Raw genomic sequence first — 18570 nt, forward strand, 5'->3', positions numbered from 1 at the left:
CAAGCCAATTTAGAAGCCGAAATATTGTTTTCAGATACAAAGCAAAGGTTTTGACTATGCAGCGCGCGCCGTACTGGAAGGCGGCGATTGCATGCTTCAAATCATGCGTCGATGTGCAGCCGGCGAATGTAGTTTTCGCAGAACGATGCGAAGCGATGCACGACCTGGCGCGGCTTCATCGTGCGCGATTGCGCGATGCCGAGCATGGTTGCGTTGACGTTGTCCTTGAAGCGCTTGATGACAAACTCTTCGCCATCCACGGTGCGATTCGATTTGAGCGGAAAGTTGAGCAGGCTATAGCCGAGACCGTTGGCCACCATGCCGCGCACCACTTCCGGCTGCGACGAGCGGAACGCGGGCACCGGGCGGCTGCCCACCGCGTCGAACAGTGCGGCGAAATACTCGCGGCTGTGCGGCAGATCGAGCATCACATAAGGCTCGGGCAGCAGGTCGGCGAGCGACACCTTGCGTGCGCGTGCAAGACGATGCGTCCGCGGCAGGATCGCGTAAGGCGGCAGCGAGAGCAGCGGCGTGAAGGCGATGTCTTCAGTCAGATCCAGGCTATAGGTGAGGGCGATATCGAGCGAACCGTCGTGCAGTCCCCGCAAGAGCCCGTCCTGATGCGCCTCCACCGTGCGAAACGAAATGCCCGCATGCTCGCCGGTAAAGCGGCTGATAAGCCCCGGCATGAGCGGCGGCGCAAGCGACACGAGACAGCCGAGCGCGATGGCGCCGGTCATGCCGCCGTCCATTTCCTTCGCGGTGGTTTGCAGTTCTTCCGCGATCTTCAGAAGATTGCGCGCTTGCCCGAGCAGGTCGCGCCCCGCTTGCGTGAGCGACAAACCGCTCGCGTGATGCCGTATGAAAAGTTGCACGCCGAACGACACTTCCAGGTCCGCGAGCGCCGTCGAGATCGACGGCTGCGAGATGTGCAGACGCTTCGCGGCCGCCGTGAAAGACAGCGCTTCCGCCGTGACGACGAAGTAGCGCAACTGGCGCAATGAGTAGCGCAACGGGTGACTCTCCATCGACAACGCTCCCTCTCTTCAAGGTTCTCAATCGTCCAATTGTGAGGTCGTCAAAAAGTGCTGCATAGGGAAAACCGATGCGCTGCATTTTTTTAATATGTTTTTCAGATTCTGATCCGGCGAGTAGATTTTCACGAAAGTATTTCCGCCTCTTCAGAAGGACACAGTCATGACAGTGGAAACAACGTCAATCGATACGCTGGTGGTCGGCGCCGGCCAGGCCGGCGTCGCGATGAGCGAACATCTGAGCAAGCTCGGCGTGCCGCACCTCGTGCTTGAACGTGCGCGTATCGCCGAGCGCTGGCGCACAGGACGCTGGGATTCGCTGGTTGCCAACGGTCCCGCGTGGCACGATCGTTTCCCTAATATGGAGTTCGCCGACGTCGACCCCGACGCGTTCGCGGGCAAGGAGCAGGTCGCGGACTATTTCGTTGCATATGCAAAAAAGTTCGACGCGCCGATCCGCACCGGCGTGGAAGTGAAGCAGGTCGTGCGCAATGCGGGGCGGCCTGGCTTCACCGTGGAAACGTCGGACGGAATCATTCAGGCCAACCGCGTGGTGGTCGCCACGGGTCCGTTTCAGCGCCCCGTCATTCCGCCGATTGCGCCGCAAGACGCCGCGCTCACGCAGATTCATTCCGCCGACTATCGCAATCCCGCGCAATTGCCTGAAGGCGGCGTGCTGGTGGTGGGCGCGGGATCGTCGGGCGTGCAGATCGCGGACGAATTGCAGCGTGCGGGCCGGCGCGTCTATTTGTCGGTCGGCGCGCATGATCGTCCGCCGCGCGCCTATCGCGGCCGCGACTTCTGCTGGTGGCTGGGCGTGCTCGGCGAATGGGACGCCGAAGTGATGAAGCCCGGCCGGGAACACGTCACGATTGCGGTGAGCGGATCGCGCGGCGGTCATACCGTCGACTTCCGGCGTCTCGCGCATCAGGGCGTCACACTGGTTGGTCTGACGAAGTCGTTCAACGACGGCGTCGTGACCTTCGAAGACGATCTCGCAGCAAACATCAGACGTGGCGACGAAAACTATCTGTCGCTGCTTGACGCCGCCGACGCGTACGCCCAGCGCAACGGTCTCGATCTTCCGCAAGAACCGGAGGCGCGCATCATTCCCGCCGACCCGGAGTGCGTCACGCATCCGCTGCACGATCTGGCTCTGGCTGAAGCGGGCGTCACGTCGATTGTGTGGGCGACCGGCTATGCAGTGGACTTCAACTGGCTGAAGGTCAACGCGTTCGATGAAAAGGGTAAGCCGACGCATCAGCGCGGCGTATCGAAAGAGCCGGGCATCTATTTTCTCGGCTTGCCGTGGTTGTCGCGCCGCGGCTCGGCGTTTATCTGGGGCGTGTGGCACGACGCGAAGCACATCGCCGATCACATCGCCACGCAGCGCAAATATCTGGCGTATTACGATGGGCCGCAACCTCAGGCTTCGATCAGCAACGCGGATGATGCGGATAGTTCGAACGATGCATCCGCCGCTTCACGCGTTCATAAAGTCAGCGAGATCGGCGTGAGCTGATCGCTACGCCAACGCCGACCCGCGATCCATTTCTCCCTGCATTTCCAGCATTCAAAGGTGCATTGATGAGCCAACCGACGCATACCCGTATCCGCATGTTCAACACGAAGGACACGTATCCGAACCAGACGCTCGATAACGATCTTTGCCAGGCTGTGCGCGCCGGCAACACCGTCTATGTGCGCGGCCAGGTCGGCACGGATTTCGAAGGGCGCCTCGTCGGACTCGGCGATCCGCGCGCGCAAGCCGAGCAGGCGATGAAGAACCTCAAGCAATTGCTGGAAGAAGCCGGCAGCGATCTCTCTCACGTCGTCAAGACGACGACGTATCTAACCGACGTCCGCTATCGCGAGCCGGTTTATCAGGAAGTCGGGAAGTGGCTCAAAGGCGTGTTTCCCATTTCGACAGGCCTCGTCGTGGTCGCGTTGGGGCAACCGCAATGGCTGATGGAAATCGACGTCATCGCCGTGATTCCGGATGGATGGACGCGGCCGCAAGCGTAAGGAGCGGGACATGACATTCTCTATTGTCGGACGTTGTCAGCAAACGGGGCAACTCGGTATCGCGATCAGTTCTTCGAGCATCGCGGTAGGCGCGCGCTGCCCGTGGGTGCGGGCCGGCGTCGGCGCGGTGGCGACGCAGAACGTCACGCTGCCCGCGCTTGGCCCGCAGGTTCTCGATCTTCTCGCGAGCGGACAATTCGATCCCGCCGCCGCGCTCGACCGCGCGCTCGGCGCGAGCGAGTGGAGCGAATACCGGCAGGTGACGGTGGTCGATAGCCAGGGCCGCGTCGCATTCTTCAGCGGCAAGGAAGCGTTGGGCACGTATCACGCCGTCGCGGGAATGCAATGCGTCGCCGCGGGCAACATGCTCGCCGGCGTCCACGTGATCGAGGCGATGGTCCCGGCGTTCGAGCAGACCTCCGGCGCGCTTGCCGACAGATTGCTCGCCGCGATGCATGCGGCGATGGCCGCCGGCGGCGAGGCGGGGCCCGTGCATTCGGCGGCGCTCAAGATAGTGGGCGACGTGAGCTGGCCGATGGTCGACTTGCGGGTCGATTGGGCCGACGACGATCCTATCGGTCAACTCGACGGTTTGTGGCGCGCATATCGGCCGCAAATGCAGGACTACCTGATGCGGGCGTTGAACCCGACCGCCGCGCCGAGCTACGGAGTGCCCGGCAATGAATGACAGATCCAGCCGCGCGCTGCTCGCCGAGTTGATCGGCTTTGACACGGTCAGCCGCGAATCGAATCTGGACATGATCGAGTTCGTTCGACAATACCTCGCTGAACTCGGCGTCGAAAGCGAGCTTTTCTACAACGCCGAGCGCACCAAGGCCAATCTGTTCGCGACCATCGGACCGCGCGAGCGAGGCGGCATCGTGCTGTCCGGCCACACTGACGTGGTACCCGTGGAAGGCCAGGCGTGGACCGTGGATGCCTTCCGTCTCACCGAGCGCGATGGACGGCTGTATGGTCGCGGCACGGCCGACATGAAGGGTTTTATCGCGTCGGTACTGGCGGCAGTGCCTACGTTTCTCGAACGCAAATTGACGCTGCCCGTACACCTCGCCTTTTCGTACGACGAGGAAGTCGGATGCCTCGGCGTGCGGCCGATGCTCGCGGAACTCCAGCGGCGTACGCCGAAGCCGGCCTTGTGTTTGATCGGCGAGCCAACGGAACTCAAGCCCGTGCTCGGCCATAAAGGCAAGCTCGCAATGCGCTGCCATGTGAAGGGCGCGCCGTGCCATTCGGCGTATGCGCCCTACGGCGTCAATGCCATTCAGTACGCGGCGCGCATGATCGGCCGTCTCGAGGAAATTGGCGAACAACTGGCGCAGCCCGAGCATCACGACGAGCGCTTCGATCCGCCGTTTTCAACCGTGCAGACAGGCGTGATCAAAGGCGGCCGCGCGCTGAACATCGTGCCGGCGGAGTGCGAATTCGATTTCGAAGTGCGCGCGCTGCCGGGCTTCAATGCTCACCAGGTAGCCGACGAATTGCAGACCTACGCCGAAGGCGAACTGCTGCCGAAAATGCGTGCCGTGAAGTCAGACGCGGACATCCGCTTTCATTCGCTGTCCGCTTATCCGGGCCTCGCTACTTCGCCCGATAGCGAAGCGGCGCGTCTTCTCGCATTGATTAGCGGATCGAACGAATTCGGCACGGTCGCGTTCGGCACCGAAGGCGGACTTTTCGACGAGGCGGGCATCCCGACCGTGGTCTGCGGACCCGGCAGCATGGACCAGGGACACAAGCCCGATGAATTCATCACGAGCGAGCAACTGAGCGCCTGCGACGCAATGTTGACCCGCCTCGCGGACCATCTTTCCGCCGCTTAGGAGACAAACTTGAATACTTCGCAAGCGAACGCATCACCGTTGATTGAAAAGCACACCATTGGTTATGTGCCGCCTGAAGAACGTCATGGCAAGGTGCGCGATCTCTTCACGCTATGGTTCGGCGGCAACATTGCTCCGTTGCCGATCGTGACCGGCGCGCTCGGCGTGCAGATATTCCACTTGAACCTGGTGTGGGGCATCGTGGCGATTATCGTCGGCCAGGCGGTGGGCGGCGTGCTGATGGCGCTGCATTCCGCGCAAGGTCCGCAAATGGGCATTCCGCAGATGATCCAGAGCCGCGCGCAATTCGGTTCATGGGGCGCGCTGCTCGTCACTGTGATTGCAGGTGTGATGTACGTCGGCTTCTTCGCATCCAATATCGTGCTTGCCGGAAAGTCCCTGCATGGCATTGAAGCCGGCGTGCCGGTGCCCATCGGCATTGTGATTGGCGCGGTGGGTTCGGGGCTGATCGGAATCATCGGCTATCGGTTCATTCATATCCTGAACCGCATTGGAACGTGGGTGCTCGGCGTCGGCATTGTTATCGGCTTCGGCTATATCTTCACGCATATTTCCACTGGCGACTTTCTGACTCGCGGCGGATTCAATTTCGCCGGCTGGCTCGCGACTGTGTCGCTGTCGGCTCTTTGGCAAATTGCTTTTGCTCCGTACGTGTCCGACTATTCGCGCTATTTGCCGGCGAACGTGCGAGTCGCGTCGACGTTCTGGGCAACCTACCTCGGATGCACGATCGGCTCGACGCTCGCGTTTGCATTCGGCGCGGTGGCGGTGCTCGCAGTGCCGCCCGGCGTCGACGCAATGGACGCGGTCAAGCAGGCCACCGGCCCGCTCGGCTTGCCGATGCTCGTGCTGTTCCTGTTGAGCGTGATCAGCCACAACGCACTCAATCTGTACGGCGCCGTGCTGGCTACGATTACGTCGATGCAGACGTTTGCCTATCGCTGGGTTCCCACGGCGAAGGCGCGCGCGGTGTTGTCCATTGTGATTCTGCTTGCATGCTGCTACGGCGCGATTGGCGCTTCGACGAACTTCGTCGGCAACCTGGTCGACCTCGTGCTCGCGCTTCTGGTGGTGCTGGTGCCGTGGACGGCAATCAACCTGATCGACTTCTATGTCATTCACAAGGGCAAATACGACATTCAGTCGATCTTCCAGGTGGACGGCGGCATCTACGGCCGCTTCAATCCGCAGGCGCTGATTGCGTACGCGGTGGGCATCGTCGTGCAGATTCCGTTCATGAATACGCCGATGTATGCGGGCCCGGTGCCGAAGTATCTGGACGGCGCGGATCTGTCCTGGCTAATCGGTTTGTTGCTGACGTCGCCGCTGTATTATTGGCTCGCTTCGCGCGACAGCCACTATCGGCGCAGACAGGCGGGCGCGAGTGTCGTGCGTCGAACGGCGCCGACGATGAGCGTATCCAAAGCCGATTCGTAAGATCTACTGGAGCATGACGATCACGCCGGCGCCCGATTTTATTTTCTATTGACGAATCTTTCCGCACTGAACGATAGTCGGGGCCCAAAAGATCCGTTAATTCCAGGCTCCGTGCGTGAACGACACAACCCGCTCTTCCTCATCGCGCGCTGATCACGTCTACTACAGCGTGCGCGACGATATCTTCGAGATGCGTCTGTTGCCGGGCGACCGGCTCACGGAAGGCAGCATCGCCGAACGCTTCGGCGTATCGCGCACGCCCGCGCGCGAGGCGCTGCAGCGTCTGCAAAGCGACGGCCTCATGCGCGGCTATGTGCGTGGCGGCTGGGAAGTCGTACCGATCGATCTCAAGCGCTTCGAAGACCTGTACGAGATGCGCAAGCTGATCGAAACCTTCGCGGTGGGCCGGCTGGTCGCCGCCGATTCGTCGTTGTCGGGCAGCGTGCAGCAAGTGCTCGATCGGCTCGATGCAACTTGGAAAGTGCCCCGTGCACAGCGTATCCGCGACGGACGCGAGATGGTCGCGCTCGACGAAGCCTTCCATCAGGCGCTTGTGATCGCCGCCGACAACGCGGAACTGAGCGCCGCGATGCAGCGCGTGACGGATCGCATCCGCGTGATGCGGCGGCTCGATCTCGTCTATGGCGACTGCATCGACGAAACTTACGACGAACACATTGCGATTCTCGACGCGATCCGCAATCGCGAGACCGAGCAGAGCGTCGCGTTGGTCGGCCGTCATATAGAAGGCAGCCGCTCGGAAGTGCGCGGCCTGACCGCCGAACGCCTGCAACATGCGCGCACCGCAATGGAGCCGCACGGCGCTCCGTATGCACCACCCAGGTCGCGCCGCACTACCTAGGGTCATCACCTAGTCATCACCTACTGAGCGCCGATTCGCCGGAAGCCTTATGTAGCGGACGTTTCACTCCGCGGCGCTTATTGGCATGGTTCTCGCATATCTGATCTGCATGTATACAAGCAAATCTGCCGGGAAAACATGTCGTCCGAACAACTGAATTCAACGCGCGCGACTCGCGGCATGGCGGTCGCGCCGCACGCGCTCGCCGCCCAAAGCGCGCTCGCGGTCCTGCGCGACGGCGGCAACGCGGTCGAGGCGATGATCTGCGCCGCCGCGACGATCGCCGTGGTCTATCCGCACATGAACAGCATCGGCGGCGACGGTTTCTGGCTGATCTCGCGCCCAGGCGCGGCGCCGGTCGCGATCGAGGCGTGCGGTGCGGCGGCGCTTGCCGCGACCATCGACGAATACCGTTCGCGCGGGCTCACAGCGATTCCGACGCGCGGACCGCTCGCGGCCAATACCGTGGCAGGCACCGTGTCGGGTTGGCAACTCGCGCATCGCTGGTCGGCGGACACGCTCGGCGGCAAGATGCCGGTCAAGCGTCTGCTCGAAGACGCGATCCATTACGCGCGACACGGCGTGCCGGTCACGCGCAGCCAGTCGCAGTGCGTCGCGAGCCGCCTCGATGAATTGCGTCCGGTTGCCGGCTTCGCCGAAACGTTTTTGCATGGCGAGCGCGTGCCGGCCACCGGTGAGTTGTTCATTGCGCCGCGCCTTGCCGCGACCTTGCAGCATCTCGCCGATGTCGGCCTCGACGATTTTTATCGCGGCGATCTCGCCCGCAGCATGGCGGGCGATCTGCAATCGGCCGGCTCGCTGCTCACGCTCGCGGATCTCGAACGGCACGAGGCGCGGTTTCGTACGCCGCTTGCGCTCAAGCACTCGCTCGGAACGATCTACAACATGCCGCCGCCCACGCAAGGGCTCGTGTCGCTGCTGATTCTCGGCATGCTCGACCGCGTGCTGACGAACGACATGGACCCGCTCGGTCCCGAGTTCGTGCATGCGTGCGTCGAGGCGACCAAGCTGGCCTTCGCCGTGCGCGACACCGCGATCACCGATCCGGACCACATGCGCGCCGATCCGCGCGCGTTTCTCGAACCCACCGCGCTCGACGCAATGGCCGCGCGCATGTCGCCGACGCAGGCCGCGCCGTGGGGCGCCGGCCGCGGACCGGGCGACACGGTGTGGCTTGGCGTCACCGATAGCGACGGCGTGTCGGTGAGCTTCATCCAGAGCATTTATCACGAGTTCGGCAGCGGCATCGTGCTGCCGGAATCGGGCGTCAACTGGCAGAACCGCGGCTGCAGTTTCTCGCTCGACGAAGGCGCGCTCAATCCGCTGACGCCGTTGCGCAGGCCATTTCATACGTTGAATCCGGCGCTCGCATGTTTCGACGACGGCCGCACGATGGTCTACGGAAACATGGGCGGCGACGGTCAGCCGCAATCGCAGAGCGCGGTGTTCTCCCGCATCGCCAACTTCGGCTGGAATCCGCAGGCCGCGATCGACGCGCCGCGCTGGCTGCTCGGCCGCACATGGGGCCAATCGACTGACACGCTCAAGCTGGAGGCGCGCTTTGCACCGGGCACCGTGGCGCGGCTTCAAGCGCTGGGCCACGAGGTCGAGACGATGCAGCCTTACGACGAAGCAATGGGACATGCCGGCGCAATCGTTCGGTATCCCAATGGATTGATCGAAGCGGGCCACGATCCGCGCAGTGACGGCGCCGCCGCGGGCTGGTAAGCCTACAGGCGTTTTTTCAATCGAACCGCAGGTCCGGCCTATCGGCCCGGAGGACGCTGCACGTCCGCCGATTACCGGCGGGCATTCGCTCAGTAACCGGAGTCACGATGAACACACGCTCTCAACCCATGACATCCGCGGAAATAGGGGACGTCTCGACGTCCGCCGCGCACAACCGCTGGCTACAGCTTGGACTCGGTCTCGTCTGCATGATGGCGATCTCGAGCCCGCAATACGTCTGGACGCTGATGACCAAACCGCTCGCCGCGAAGCTGGGCGTTGCGCTGCCCGAACTGCAGGTGACGTTCTCGCTGCTGATCATTCTGCAAACTTTCTTCTCGCCGTTCCAGGGCAAGCTGATCGACCGCTTCGGTCCGCGTGTGCTGATCTCCATCGGCACGGTCATGTCGGGTTTGAGCTGGGTGCTGGCTTCGCAGGTGCACAGCGCGCCGATGCTTTACCTGACGTATGGCGTGGTCGGCGGATTGGGAACCGGCATCGTCTATGTTGGCGTCGTGGGTCTGATGGTGCGCTGGTTCCCGAAGCAGCGCGGCTTCGCGGCGGGCGCCGTGGCGGCCGGCTACGGCATGGGCGCGATCGTCACGACGTTTCCGATTGCGACGTCGTTGCAGGCTCGCGGCATCGACGCCACGTTGTGGATGTTCGGCATTGCGTTCGCGCTGGTCGGCTTGCTGGCGTCGCAAGGGTTGCGCGTGCCGCCTTCGCACGAAAGCGTCGCTGCGAGCGCAGCCGGCTCCGGCGTTTCGGCGGTGGCGAATCTGCGTCCGTCACAAACGCTGAAGACGCCCGTCTTCTGGCTGATGTTCGCGATGATGACGATGATGTCCACATCGGGCCTGATGGTCACCTCGCAAATGGCCACCTTCGCCGCCGACTTCGGCGTGACCCAGGTGCTTGTATTCGGCATGGCGGCGCTGCCGCTCGCGCTGACCATCGACCGCTTCACGAACGGCCTCACGCGGCCGCTGTTCGGCTGGGTGTCCGACAAGCTGGGCCGCGAAAACACGATGTTCATCGCATTCGCGCTTGAAGGCGTCGCGATGGCGCTGTGGCTTTTCACGCGCGATAACGCGGTGCTGTTCGTGCTGCTGTCGGGCGTGGTGTTCTTCGGCTGGGGCGAGATTTTTTCGCTGGTTCCCGTCGACGCTCACCGACACCTTCGGCACCCGTCATGCCACCGAGAACTACGGCTGGCTGTACATCTCGCAGGGCATCGGCTCGATCTTCGGCGGGCCGCTCGCGGCGCTGATGCATCAACACGCGGGAAGCTGGGTGCCGGTGTTCTCGACGGCGATCACGCTCGACATCGTGACCGCGCTGCTCGCGATTGCCGTGCTCAAACCGATGCGCCGCCGTTTTCTTGCCGCGCCGCAGGGTGTGTGACGCGACGGCCGCGGCTTCTGCCGACGCACCATGAGTCGTGATCGAGGAGCATGCATGTCAGTTCAACTCGCGTTACGCAATATCCGTAAATCGTTTTCGAACAAACTGGGTTCGGTGGACGTACTCGGCGGTCTCACGTTCGACATCCACGAACGCGATTTCGTCAGCATCATCGGACCGTCGGGCTGCGGCAAGACGACGGTGTTCAATGTGATCGCCGGGCTGCTCGAGGCGGACAGCGGCGAGATCGTCTATCGCGGGCAAGCCGTGGACGGATTGCGCGGCAAGGTCGGCTACATGATGCAGCGCGATTTGTTGTTGCCGTGGCGCACCGTGCTGCAGAACGTGCTGATCGGCCCCGAGCTTTCCGGCATGCCGGCGGCCGAAGCGCATGAAATGGCGATGGAGTATCTCAACACGTATGGCCTTGCCGGCTTCGAGAACGCTTATCCGCGCATGTTGTCGGGCGGCATGCGCCAACGCGTGGCGTTGATCCGCACGTTGATCAACGATCCCGACATCATTCTGCTCGATGAGCCGTTCTCCGCGCTCGACTATCAAACGCGCCTGTATCTGGAGGGCGTGTTGATGGAAGCGGTCGAGACGTTCCACAAGACCGTGGTGCTGGTCACGCACGATATCGACGAAGCCGTCGCGTTGTCGAAGCGCGTCGTCGTGCTCGGCGGTCGGCCTTCGCAGGTGAAGAAGGTCTACGACATCGACATTGCCGCGCGTTCGCCGATCGGCGCGCGCAGCGATCCGAACTTCGCGGGCTATTTCCACGCGTTGTGCGGCGAACTGGATATTCAGACCGAGGTGAGGGCGGCATGACGCAATCCGTTTCCATCGATAGAAGCGCTGGGGCGCGGCGCGCGCCTCGCGCACGCGCGCGGCGGCTCGTGCTCGACAGCGGCTGGGGCCGCTCGCTGCTGCAACTCGCGGCGGTGGTCGCTTTCTTCGCGATCTGGGAAGGGGCGGCGCGCCTTGGCTGGGTATCGAATTTTCTGGTCGGCTCGCCAGCGAAAATTTTCGACGCGCTGCTGCGCGACATCCGCTCTTATCAGTTGTTCGTCGACACCGGCTATACGCTCTTCGAAGCCATTCTTGGCTTTGTGTTCGGCACCGCGGTCGGCTCGGTGTGCGGGCTCGCGCTCTGGTACTCGCCATTCGTCGCGCGGCTGATCGAGCCGTTCATCGTCGCGATCAATAGCGTGCCGAAGATCGCGTTCGCGCCCATCGTGATCTTGTGGTTCGGCACCGGCCTGATATCGAAAGTCGCGCTGGCGATTTCGCTGACTGCGATCGTCGCGTTGATTGCCGCCTACGAGGCCGCGAAAGACGCCGATCCCGATCTGCAGGCGCTGCTCGTCACGCTCGGCGCCGACAAGAACGACGTGTTCATGAAAGTCGTGGTGCCGTTCACGCTGCCGTATGTGATCTCCACGTTTCGCATCAACGTCGGCTTCGGTCTGGTCGGCGCCGTGGTGGGGGAATTCATTTCGTCGGAGAAAGGGCTCGGGCACATGATCTTCACCGCGTCGAGCCTGTACGACCTCAACACCGTATGGGAAGGGCTCTTCGTGCTGATGGCGATCGGCTTCGTGCTGTACTTCCTGATCGATCTCGTCGAGCGCAAGTTGCTGCCCTGGCGGCAGGCGTCGAATACGAGCACGCTGAAGGTTTAAACGCATTCCCGCAGTCCAATCACTTTTATCCCAGGACAGGACGATGGCATTCACAGCAAAAAAAGCGCTCGCCGCGCTGACCACGGTTTTCACGCTGAGCGTTGCATCCGTTTCATCGCCGGCATTTGCCGCCGACAAAAAAGTGACGATTTCGCAGGCGTTCCAGTCGATGCTTTATCTGCCGCTCTATGTCGCGATCGACGGCGGCTTCTTCACGAAGGAAGGACTCGACGTCACCAAGCAAACGGCGGGCAGCCCGAGCGCGGCGCTTTCGGCCGTGCTGTCGGGCAGCGCCGATTTCTCGCTGCACGGACCGGAGTGGACGGCGGTCGCCGCGGAGAAGGGCGCCGATGTCGACATCATCGCCAACGTCGTGAACGGCGCGGCGGTATGGATTGCCACCGCGCCCGGCGTCAAATTCGACAGCATCAAGGACGTGAAGGACCAGGTCGTCGTGTCCGGACAGATGCCGACCACCAGCACCTCTTTGTTCTTCAAGCTGCTGAAGGAAAACGGCATGTCGCAGAGCGACGTCAAGCTGATCCAGGTGCCGCTCGGTTCCGAGATTGGACCGCTCGTGGCCGGGCAGTCGAAGATCGCGGTGATGTATGAGCCGGGCCTCGACCAGGCCGTGGCAAAAGGCATGAAAGTCGTGCTCGGCTTTCCGAAGCTCTATGGCGAGTACGCGTTTTCGTCGATTTCGGCGAAGCGCGGCGTCGATCCCGATGCGGCCGCACGCTTCGTGAAGGGCCTGCAAAACGCGCTGCGCTACATGCAAAGCAATCCGGCGGAAACGCAGGCGATCGCGCGCAAGGAATTCCCGACGCTCGATGCGGCCGTGGTGGATGCGGCCGTCAAGCGCATGCTGACCGAAGGCGTGTATCCGAAGAGCGTCGACATCACGCCGAAAGCGCTGGCCGTTGCAATGGATACGCAAATCGCGCTTGGCAATCTGAAGCAGCAGCCGAAGTACGATACGTTCGTCGTCCACAGTTATATCCAGCCCGCGCTTGCCGCGAAATAAACTGCTTTCCGACGCTCTCATGACCCTATTCAATCAAGCACCGACCATCGGCGAAATACGCGCGGCGCTCGCCGCCGGTGACGCCACGCCTGCGCAATATGTTTCGGACGCTTACGAGGCCGCGCGGCATTCGCAGGCGACGTTGCACGCGTTCTGTTATCTGCCCGACGCACCGCCGGATACGTTCGCCGATGCAACCGCGCCGCTCGCCGGCGTGCCGGTCGCGGTGAAGGATGTCATCGATACCGCCGACATGCCGACCGAATTCAACTCGGCGGCGTACAAGGGACGGCGTCCCGAGCGCGATGCGTGGGTGGTGGCGCGCTTGCGGGCCGCCGGCGCGACGGTTATCGGCAAGACGGTGACGACCGAGTTCGCGTGGCGCCATCCGGGACCGACGGTTAATCCGTGGAATGGCGCGTTCACGCCGGGCGGATCGTCCAGCGGTTCGGCGGCGGCGGTGGCGGCCGGTATCGTGCCGCTCGCGCTCGGCACGCAGACGCAGGGCTCGGTGATCCGGCCGGCGGCTTATTGCGGCATCGTCGGATTCAAGCCTACGTACGGCACGATTGCGCGAACCGGGGTGTTGCCGCTGGCGTGGTCGCTCGATCACGTTGGACTGTTCGCGCGACGCGTCGCCGACGTGGCGTATGTGCTGAAGCTCGTCGCGGGCGTCGACGTCGCGGACCCGCACGCGTCGCATGTGGCCGCCGTCGCGCTTAGCGCAGGCAAGCGGCGCATCGGCGTGTTGTCGAAGCAGGCAGGCGGCGCGATAGAGCCGGCGCAGCAAGCCGCGCTCGACGTGCTGGCGGCGCAACTCGCGCGCGACGGCGCGGAGATCGTCGCGGTGGATTTGCCGGAGGAAGTCTTCGCGACGCCCGCGTATGCGCTGCAACTGATGGCGGTGGAAGCCGCGATCACACATGGCGAACTGGTCGAGCGCACGCCCGAACTCGTGAGTCCGGCGATGCGCGGTCTCGTCGATGAAGGGCGCAAGTTGCCGGCCACCACCTACGCGCGGATCAAGGCGGCGCAGGTGCCGATGGCGCAGCGCTTTCATGCATGGCTGACGCAAACCATGACGCTCGACGCGCTGCTGGTCGCGCCCGCTACCGGCGAGCCGCCGCGCGGGCTCGACTATACGGGCGACGCCTCGTTCTGCGCGCCGTGGACTTTCCTCGGCGTGCCCGCTGTGACGGTGCCGATGCGATTTGGGCCGTCGGGCTTGCCGCTCGGCGCGCAACTGGTGGGCGCCGCGCAGAATGACGCCGGCTTGCTGGCGTTGGCGGAATGGGTCGAGGCGCGCACGGGTTGGGAAGACGCAGTGACGCAGCGGCGCGCGTGACGACGCGGAGTGCCTAGGCCGGTCGCGCTGGTTTGATGACAAATCGGTAATACAGACGACGGCGTCCGGCAAGCAACGCTGCCGATAATGAGAGGTCTTCGAACCTTTATCGGCAGACACGTCATGCGTTTTCTTCATTCCACGCTTGCAAAGATTGTTGCCACCGCCGTCGGTCTGCTCGTGCTGATCGGCGGCGGCGCGCTTGCATTCGTCCGTTCGGGAATTTACGACGTATCGGCGAGTTCGAAAGACAATCCGTACCTCGCCGCGACGCTGCATGCGACCTACGAAGCGTCTCTGCACCGGCATGGGGGACGCGACATCGCACCTGGCGATCTACTGTCGCTCGAAAACGTTCGGGCCGGTGCGCGCATGTACGACGCCAACTGTGCGACCTGTCACGGCGCGCCGGACCGTCCGCTGAGCGCGGTGGGTCAAGGCATTCAGCCGGCCGCGCCCTCGCTGCTGGCTGCGCAACGCCGCAATAAGCCGGAGCTGATGTTCTGGGTCATCAAGCATGGCGTCAACATGACGGCGATGCCGTCGTTCGGCAAGACGCAGTCTGACCAGACGCTCTGGCAGGTGGCGGCGTTTATCTACGCCGAGCGCGGGGTATCGAAGGAACAGTATGACGGGATGGTGCACGGCGTGTCGAGCTCGGGCACCGCCGCGCCGTCAGCCCGCATTGCGTCGGGCGCTCACGCTCAATAAGAGCCGCGAGTTACCAAACACGAAATGAAGCGCTTCCTGATTACGCTGCAATGCGTAGTGATCCTGACTGGTTGCGCGGCACAGGATGTGAGGCACCCGGCGACGCGCGATCCGGTTACTCGCGGACAGATCGTCGATTACGACGGCAATGTCTGTCACGAACAAAACATGCACGTGAAAATGCCCGCGTGTTTTTTCCCTCACATGTCGACCACATGCTATTCAGACGGTCCGCGGCATCGGCTATGTGATTAATAGCAAGCGATGAATTTCCGCGGTGCTGCTGCACCGGTTACATCAGCGAGTACTATGGAAAGCGGAACTGGCAAACGGTCGTCAGCGGGCAGGCGCGGTTCATGCGCGGCATTCCTGATGAATACGCTGGCGATTGCCGTTCGATGGGAGACGTCGATGACTACGATACTTAGATCACGAGTGACGATGGGACTGCTTGTCGCGAGCTGCATGGCCGCTACGGCCACTGCGCACGCGGACGACCGCCTCTTGAAGCTGCTGCAACTGCAAACCTTGAACCGCACGGCCCCGACTGCTGCGCCAAACAAAAAGAATAATGCCGCCGATAACAGCACGCGCAAGGACGAAGGAGCGGACGGCCGATCGTCCCAACCACAGCCCTACAATCGGGGCTCGCAGAGTGGCAGTACACCGCCCAGGCGACCGTAACGGCTGCTGCCGTTTTTACCGTCGCGGCACCAATGCTGGCAGGAGCGCCGCTTAACCCGCCGTGAGTGTGAGTTCAGCGGTGCTCCTGGCATAGTCATACTTATTGACGCTTCGAAGCCTCCTTCTTCAGCTTCTTCGCGTCTTTCTTTTCCTTCGGCGTTTTTGTAGCGACTTTCTTTTCCGTCTTTTTCGCGTCGTGGGCTTTGCTCATGATGACTTCCTTTTTTATGTAAGACTTTCACAGTGTTCGACTCGACGCGTGCAGATATGCAGGTATCTGTCGATTCACCAATTTAATTGCCACGCGCATTACCGGCGTGAGCCAGGATCAGTGCCTCGGGCCTTTCATTCCCTCCGCTTCCATAGCGGCATTGCGCTCCTCGCTTGCTTCAATCGGGTCCATTGTTTCGTCGGAAAAGGTTGTCGCGCGTTCGGCGGCGGATCTCACTTCGTCGACGGTCGCGCCGGCTTCTGTGTCTTCGTCTAACGGCGGCACAAGCATGTCTTTGAGTAGAAGCTCCAGCTCCGGCGTGTCCCACGGCTCGCCTCGCCGGCTTTTCGTCTTTATATAGTGCCTGACTTCCGCGTCCTGCTCGGGAGTCAATGGGAGACCGCGAAAGGTGCCTCGAGAGGTAGAGTCGTCCATTGCGCTGCTCCCGGAATTCAGTACCTCAAGTGTAGTCCTGTTGGCTTCGGAAATCGCGAACTATTGGTCGGGCGGAGCTACATCAGCACGATATCGTACTGTTCAGTTTTAGATGCGACCTGCGCATCTCCGCAATATCTCGGGCGATATGGCGAGCCCGATTCGGTCGCCGCGTTCGCGGCTCATCGAACCATCAACTACATTCATGCGCGCTCGCATTCGGCCTTGACGAAGTCGACGAACGCGCGCAGCGGCGCGGGCAGGTAGCGGCGTCCCGGATAGTAAAGATAGGGCCCGGGAAAGCGCAACCACCACGGCTCCAACACCGGTTCGAGGGCGCCGCTTTCAAAGTGCGGACGGAGCCAGTCGTCGAATAACTGCACGATGCCGTTGCCCGCGAGCGCGACGTCGACCGACAGTTCTGCGGAGCTCCCCGTGCGCACGATCAACGGCCCCTGCGGCTCGATCCGCACGGTTTTGCCGTCGCGTTCGAAGAGCCATTCGGCTATTGCGCCGCTTGAGAAGCGGTGCCGCAGACAGGCATGCCGCACAAGATCGTCGGGATGTTCGGGCCGTCCGTGCCGTGCCAGATACGCCGGTGAGGCGCCGAGCGCCATGCGCTGCTCGCGCGGGCCGATAGGCACCGCGATCATGTCCTGCTGGAGGCTTTCACCGTACCGGATGCCCGCGTCGCAGCCTGCGGACAACAGATCGACGAAGCTGTCGTCAGCGACGACTTCCAGTTCGATCTCCGGATACATCGACAGGAACGCCGGCAGTATCCGCGGCAGGATGAGCCGCGCGGCGACCACCGGCACGTTCAGCTTGAGCTTGCCGAACGGCTTGTCGCGGAATTGATTGACCACGTCGAGCGCCGCTTCCAGTCCGTCGAGTGCGGGCCTGAGCTGCGACAGCAGGCGCGTGCCCGCTTCAGTCGCAGCGACGCTGCGCGTCGTGCGATGCAGCAGCCGCACGCCGGTGCGCGTTTCGAGGCGGCGCACCGCTTCGCTGACGGCGGACGGACTGCTGCCGATTGCGCGCGCAGCGTCGCGGAAACCGCCAGCTTCTATCACGGCGACGAACGCCGTCAAATCCTTGATGTTCGGTGCAATGGTCATTGTTCGTCTATTCCGCACAGCCCGTGCGGTGTGCGCAGGCTTATCGTCCGGCATGCCGGTCATTACGATCGACGCATGTTCAATGGAGGAATCGCCATGCCAGCAAGTAAGATCGCAATCGTCACCGGCGGCAGCCGGGGCCTAGGCCGCAACACGGTGCTGAGGCTCGCGGAGCGCAGCATCGACACTGTCTTTACGTATCACGTGAATCGCGCGGCCGCCGACGAAGTGCTCGCCAAAGCCCGCGCCACGGGGAGCAGATCGGCGGCCTTGAAGCTCGATACCGGCGACGCCAGTGCGTTCGATGCATTCGTCACGACGCTGCGCGACACGCTGAGGGAATGGGGCGCCGACCGCTTCGACTACCTCGTCAACAATGCAGGGAACTCGCATCATAACCGCATCGAAAACACGACTGAAGCCGAGCTGGACGCACTCTACAACATCCACTTCAAGGGCGTGTTCTTTCTGACGCAGAAGCTGCTGCCGCTGATTCGCGATGGAGGCAGAATCGTCAACGTTTCGAGCGGACTCACGCCGCATCATCGTACCGGAGAGCGGGCCCTACGGTTCGATGAAGGCCGCCGTCGAAACGCTGACCAGGTATCTGGCGAAGGAACTCGGGCCGCGCCGCATCGCGGTCAATGTGGTCGCGCCGGGCGCTGTCGAGACGGACTTCAGCGGCGGCATCGTGCGCGACAACCCGGAGATGAACCGGCGCATCGGGGAGATGACCGCGCTCGGCCGCCCCGGCGTGCCCGACGACATCGGCCCGATGATTGCCTCGCTTCTGTCGGAGGACAATCGCTGGATCAACGCTCAACGCATCGAGGTGTCAGGCGGGCTCGCGATCTGACGCTGCCATTCATTCACTCATTCATTCAGGCGACGGCGCGCACGCTCGATATGCGCGCCGCTTGCTGACCAGTCGCGAAACGGAACCAGTGCGGGAATCGACATGCCGCACAGGCTCCGCGTTTTACT

Annotated in this window: 15 protein-coding genes and 2 pseudogenes; 14 read left to right on the forward strand and 3 right to left on the reverse strand. The window is 62.7% G+C overall.

Annotation, left to right across the window (positions count from 1 at the left end; genetic code table 11):
- Positions 1-101: 101 nt before the first annotated feature.
- Complete coding sequence (locus ABIE53_RS07400) at positions 102-1028, reverse strand: LysR family transcriptional regulator (protein WP_029969870.1); 927 nt, start codon at positions 1026-1028, stop codon at positions 102-104.
- Between the two features lie 169 nt (positions 1029-1197).
- Here ABIE53_RS07400 and ABIE53_RS07405 point away from each other — a divergent pair, with 169 nt between their 5' ends.
- From ABIE53_RS07405 to ABIE53_RS07465, 13 genes and pseudogenes are all read left to right on the forward strand, one after another.
- Positions 1198-2556: a flavin-containing monooxygenase gene (locus tag ABIE53_RS07405; protein WP_107710183.1), complete on the forward strand. Its 1359-nt coding sequence runs from the start codon at positions 1198-1200 to the stop codon at positions 2554-2556.
- A gap of 65 nt (positions 2557-2621) precedes the next feature.
- Positions 2622-3059 carry a RidA family protein gene (locus ABIE53_RS07410; protein WP_006048278.1) on the forward strand — a complete coding sequence of 146 codons (438 nt, stop codon included), beginning with the start codon at positions 2622-2624 and terminating at the stop codon, positions 3057-3059.
- A 10-nt stretch (positions 3060-3069) separates the two neighbouring features.
- The gene (locus tag ABIE53_RS07415) at positions 3070-3747 is read left to right on the forward strand and encodes a DUF1028 domain-containing protein (protein ID WP_107710181.1); all 678 of its coding nucleotides are present in this window, start codon (positions 3070-3072) and stop codon (positions 3745-3747) included.
- Positions 3740-4900 carry an acetylornithine deacetylase gene (gene argE, locus ABIE53_RS07420; RefSeq protein ID WP_107710179.1) on the forward strand — a complete coding sequence of 387 codons (1161 nt, stop codon included), beginning with the start codon at positions 3740-3742 and terminating at the stop codon, positions 4898-4900. Before ABIE53_RS07415 ends, argE begins: the two co-directional genes overlap by 8 nt.
- A gap of 9 nt (positions 4901-4909) precedes the next feature.
- Entirely contained in the window at positions 4910-6358 is a 1449-nt protein-coding gene (locus tag ABIE53_RS07425; protein WP_192700175.1) for a purine-cytosine permease family protein, read from the forward strand.
- A 115-nt stretch (positions 6359-6473) separates the two neighbouring features.
- Positions 6474-7220, forward strand: a complete 747-nt coding sequence (locus tag ABIE53_RS07430) for a GntR family transcriptional regulator (RefSeq protein WP_107710175.1) — start codon at positions 6474-6476, stop codon at positions 7218-7220.
- Between the two features lie 138 nt (positions 7221-7358).
- Positions 7359-8969: a gamma-glutamyltransferase family protein gene (locus tag ABIE53_RS07435; protein WP_107710174.1), complete on the forward strand. Its 1611-nt coding sequence runs from the start codon at positions 7359-7361 to the stop codon at positions 8967-8969.
- A 107-nt stretch (positions 8970-9076) separates the two neighbouring features.
- Positions 9077-10373, forward strand: a pseudogene (gene oxlT, locus ABIE53_RS07440) (oxalate/formate MFS antiporter).
- Between the two features lie 54 nt (positions 10374-10427).
- Complete coding sequence (locus tag ABIE53_RS07445; protein WP_006048271.1) at positions 10428-11204, forward strand: ABC transporter ATP-binding protein; 777 nt, start codon at positions 10428-10430, stop codon at positions 11202-11204.
- Positions 11201-12058 carry an ABC transporter permease gene (locus ABIE53_RS07450; protein ID WP_107710170.1) on the forward strand — a complete coding sequence of 286 codons (858 nt, stop codon included), beginning with the start codon at positions 11201-11203 and terminating at the stop codon, positions 12056-12058. The genes ABIE53_RS07445 and ABIE53_RS07450 overlap by 4 nt, the downstream gene beginning before the upstream one ends.
- Before the next feature lie 43 nt (positions 12059-12101).
- On the forward strand, positions 12102-13082 hold the full coding sequence (locus ABIE53_RS07455) for an ABC transporter substrate-binding protein (protein ID WP_107710168.1): 981 nt from the start codon (positions 12102-12104) through the stop codon (positions 13080-13082).
- Between the two features lie 19 nt (positions 13083-13101).
- Complete coding sequence (locus ABIE53_RS07460; RefSeq protein ID WP_192700176.1) at positions 13102-14427, forward strand: amidase; 1326 nt, start codon at positions 13102-13104, stop codon at positions 14425-14427.
- A gap of 123 nt (positions 14428-14550) precedes the next feature.
- Positions 14551-15138, forward strand: a complete 588-nt coding sequence (locus ABIE53_RS07465) for a c-type cytochrome (RefSeq protein ID WP_107710164.1) — start codon at positions 14551-14553, stop codon at positions 15136-15138.
- A gap of 1012 nt (positions 15139-16150) precedes the next feature.
- On the opposite strand, the gene ABIE53_RS07470 is transcribed toward ABIE53_RS07465, so the two are convergent.
- Positions 16151-16468: a hypothetical protein gene (locus ABIE53_RS07470; RefSeq protein WP_006048264.1), complete on the reverse strand. Its 318-nt coding sequence runs from the start codon at positions 16466-16468 to the stop codon at positions 16151-16153.
- 203 nt (positions 16469-16671) lie between these two features.
- Positions 16672-17586, reverse strand: coding sequence for a LysR family transcriptional regulator (locus ABIE53_RS07475; RefSeq protein ID WP_374710221.1), 915 nt, complete (start codon positions 17584-17586; stop codon positions 16672-16674).
- A 96-nt stretch (positions 17587-17682) separates the two neighbouring features.
- Here ABIE53_RS07475 and ABIE53_RS07480 point away from each other — a divergent pair.
- Positions 17683-18442 (forward strand): annotated as a pseudogene (locus ABIE53_RS07480) (SDR family NAD(P)-dependent oxidoreductase).
- The last annotated feature ends 128 nt before the right edge of the window (positions 18443-18570 follow it).

The organism is Paraburkholderia sp. OAS925 (assembly GCF_040543975.1).
GTDB lineage: Bacteria > Pseudomonadota > Gammaproteobacteria > Burkholderiales > Burkholderiaceae > Paraburkholderia > Paraburkholderia graminis.

Excerpts from the sequence above, each read along its gene's own strand:
- argE (WP_107710179.1), top strand. The coding sequence starts at position 3,740 with ATGAATGACAGATCCAGCCGCGCGCTGCTCGCCGAGTTGATCGGCTTT.
- ABIE53_RS07460 (WP_192700176.1), top strand. The coding sequence starts at position 13,102 with ATGACCCTATTCAATCAAGCACCGACCATCGGCGAAATACGCGCGGCG.
- ABIE53_RS07470 (WP_006048264.1), bottom strand. The coding sequence starts at position 16,468 with ATGGACGACTCTACCTCTCGAGGCACCTTTCGCGGTCTCCCATTGACT.
- ABIE53_RS07410 (WP_006048278.1), top strand. The coding sequence starts at position 2,622 with ATGAGCCAACCGACGCATACCCGTATCCGCATGTTCAACACGAAGGAC.
- ABIE53_RS07450 (WP_107710170.1), top strand. The coding sequence starts at position 11,201 with ATGACGCAATCCGTTTCCATCGATAGAAGCGCTGGGGCGCGGCGCGCG.
- ABIE53_RS07455 (WP_107710168.1), top strand. The coding sequence starts at position 12,102 with ATGGCATTCACAGCAAAAAAAGCGCTCGCCGCGCTGACCACGGTTTTC.
- ABIE53_RS07405 (WP_107710183.1), top strand. The coding sequence starts at position 1,198 with ATGACAGTGGAAACAACGTCAATCGATACGCTGGTGGTCGGCGCCGGC.
- ABIE53_RS07475 (WP_374710221.1), bottom strand. The coding sequence starts at position 17,586 with ATGACCATTGCACCGAACATCAAGGATTTGACGGCGTTCGTCGCCGTG.
- ABIE53_RS07445 (WP_006048271.1), top strand. The coding sequence starts at position 10,428 with ATGTCAGTTCAACTCGCGTTACGCAATATCCGTAAATCGTTTTCGAAC.
- ABIE53_RS07435 (WP_107710174.1), top strand. The coding sequence starts at position 7,359 with ATGTCGTCCGAACAACTGAATTCAACGCGCGCGACTCGCGGCATGGCG.
- ABIE53_RS07465 (WP_107710164.1), top strand. The coding sequence starts at position 14,551 with ATGCGTTTTCTTCATTCCACGCTTGCAAAGATTGTTGCCACCGCCGTC.
- ABIE53_RS07415 (WP_107710181.1), top strand. The coding sequence starts at position 3,070 with ATGACATTCTCTATTGTCGGACGTTGTCAGCAAACGGGGCAACTCGGT.
- ABIE53_RS07400 (WP_029969870.1), bottom strand. The coding sequence starts at position 1,028 with ATGGAGAGTCACCCGTTGCGCTACTCATTGCGCCAGTTGCGCTACTTC.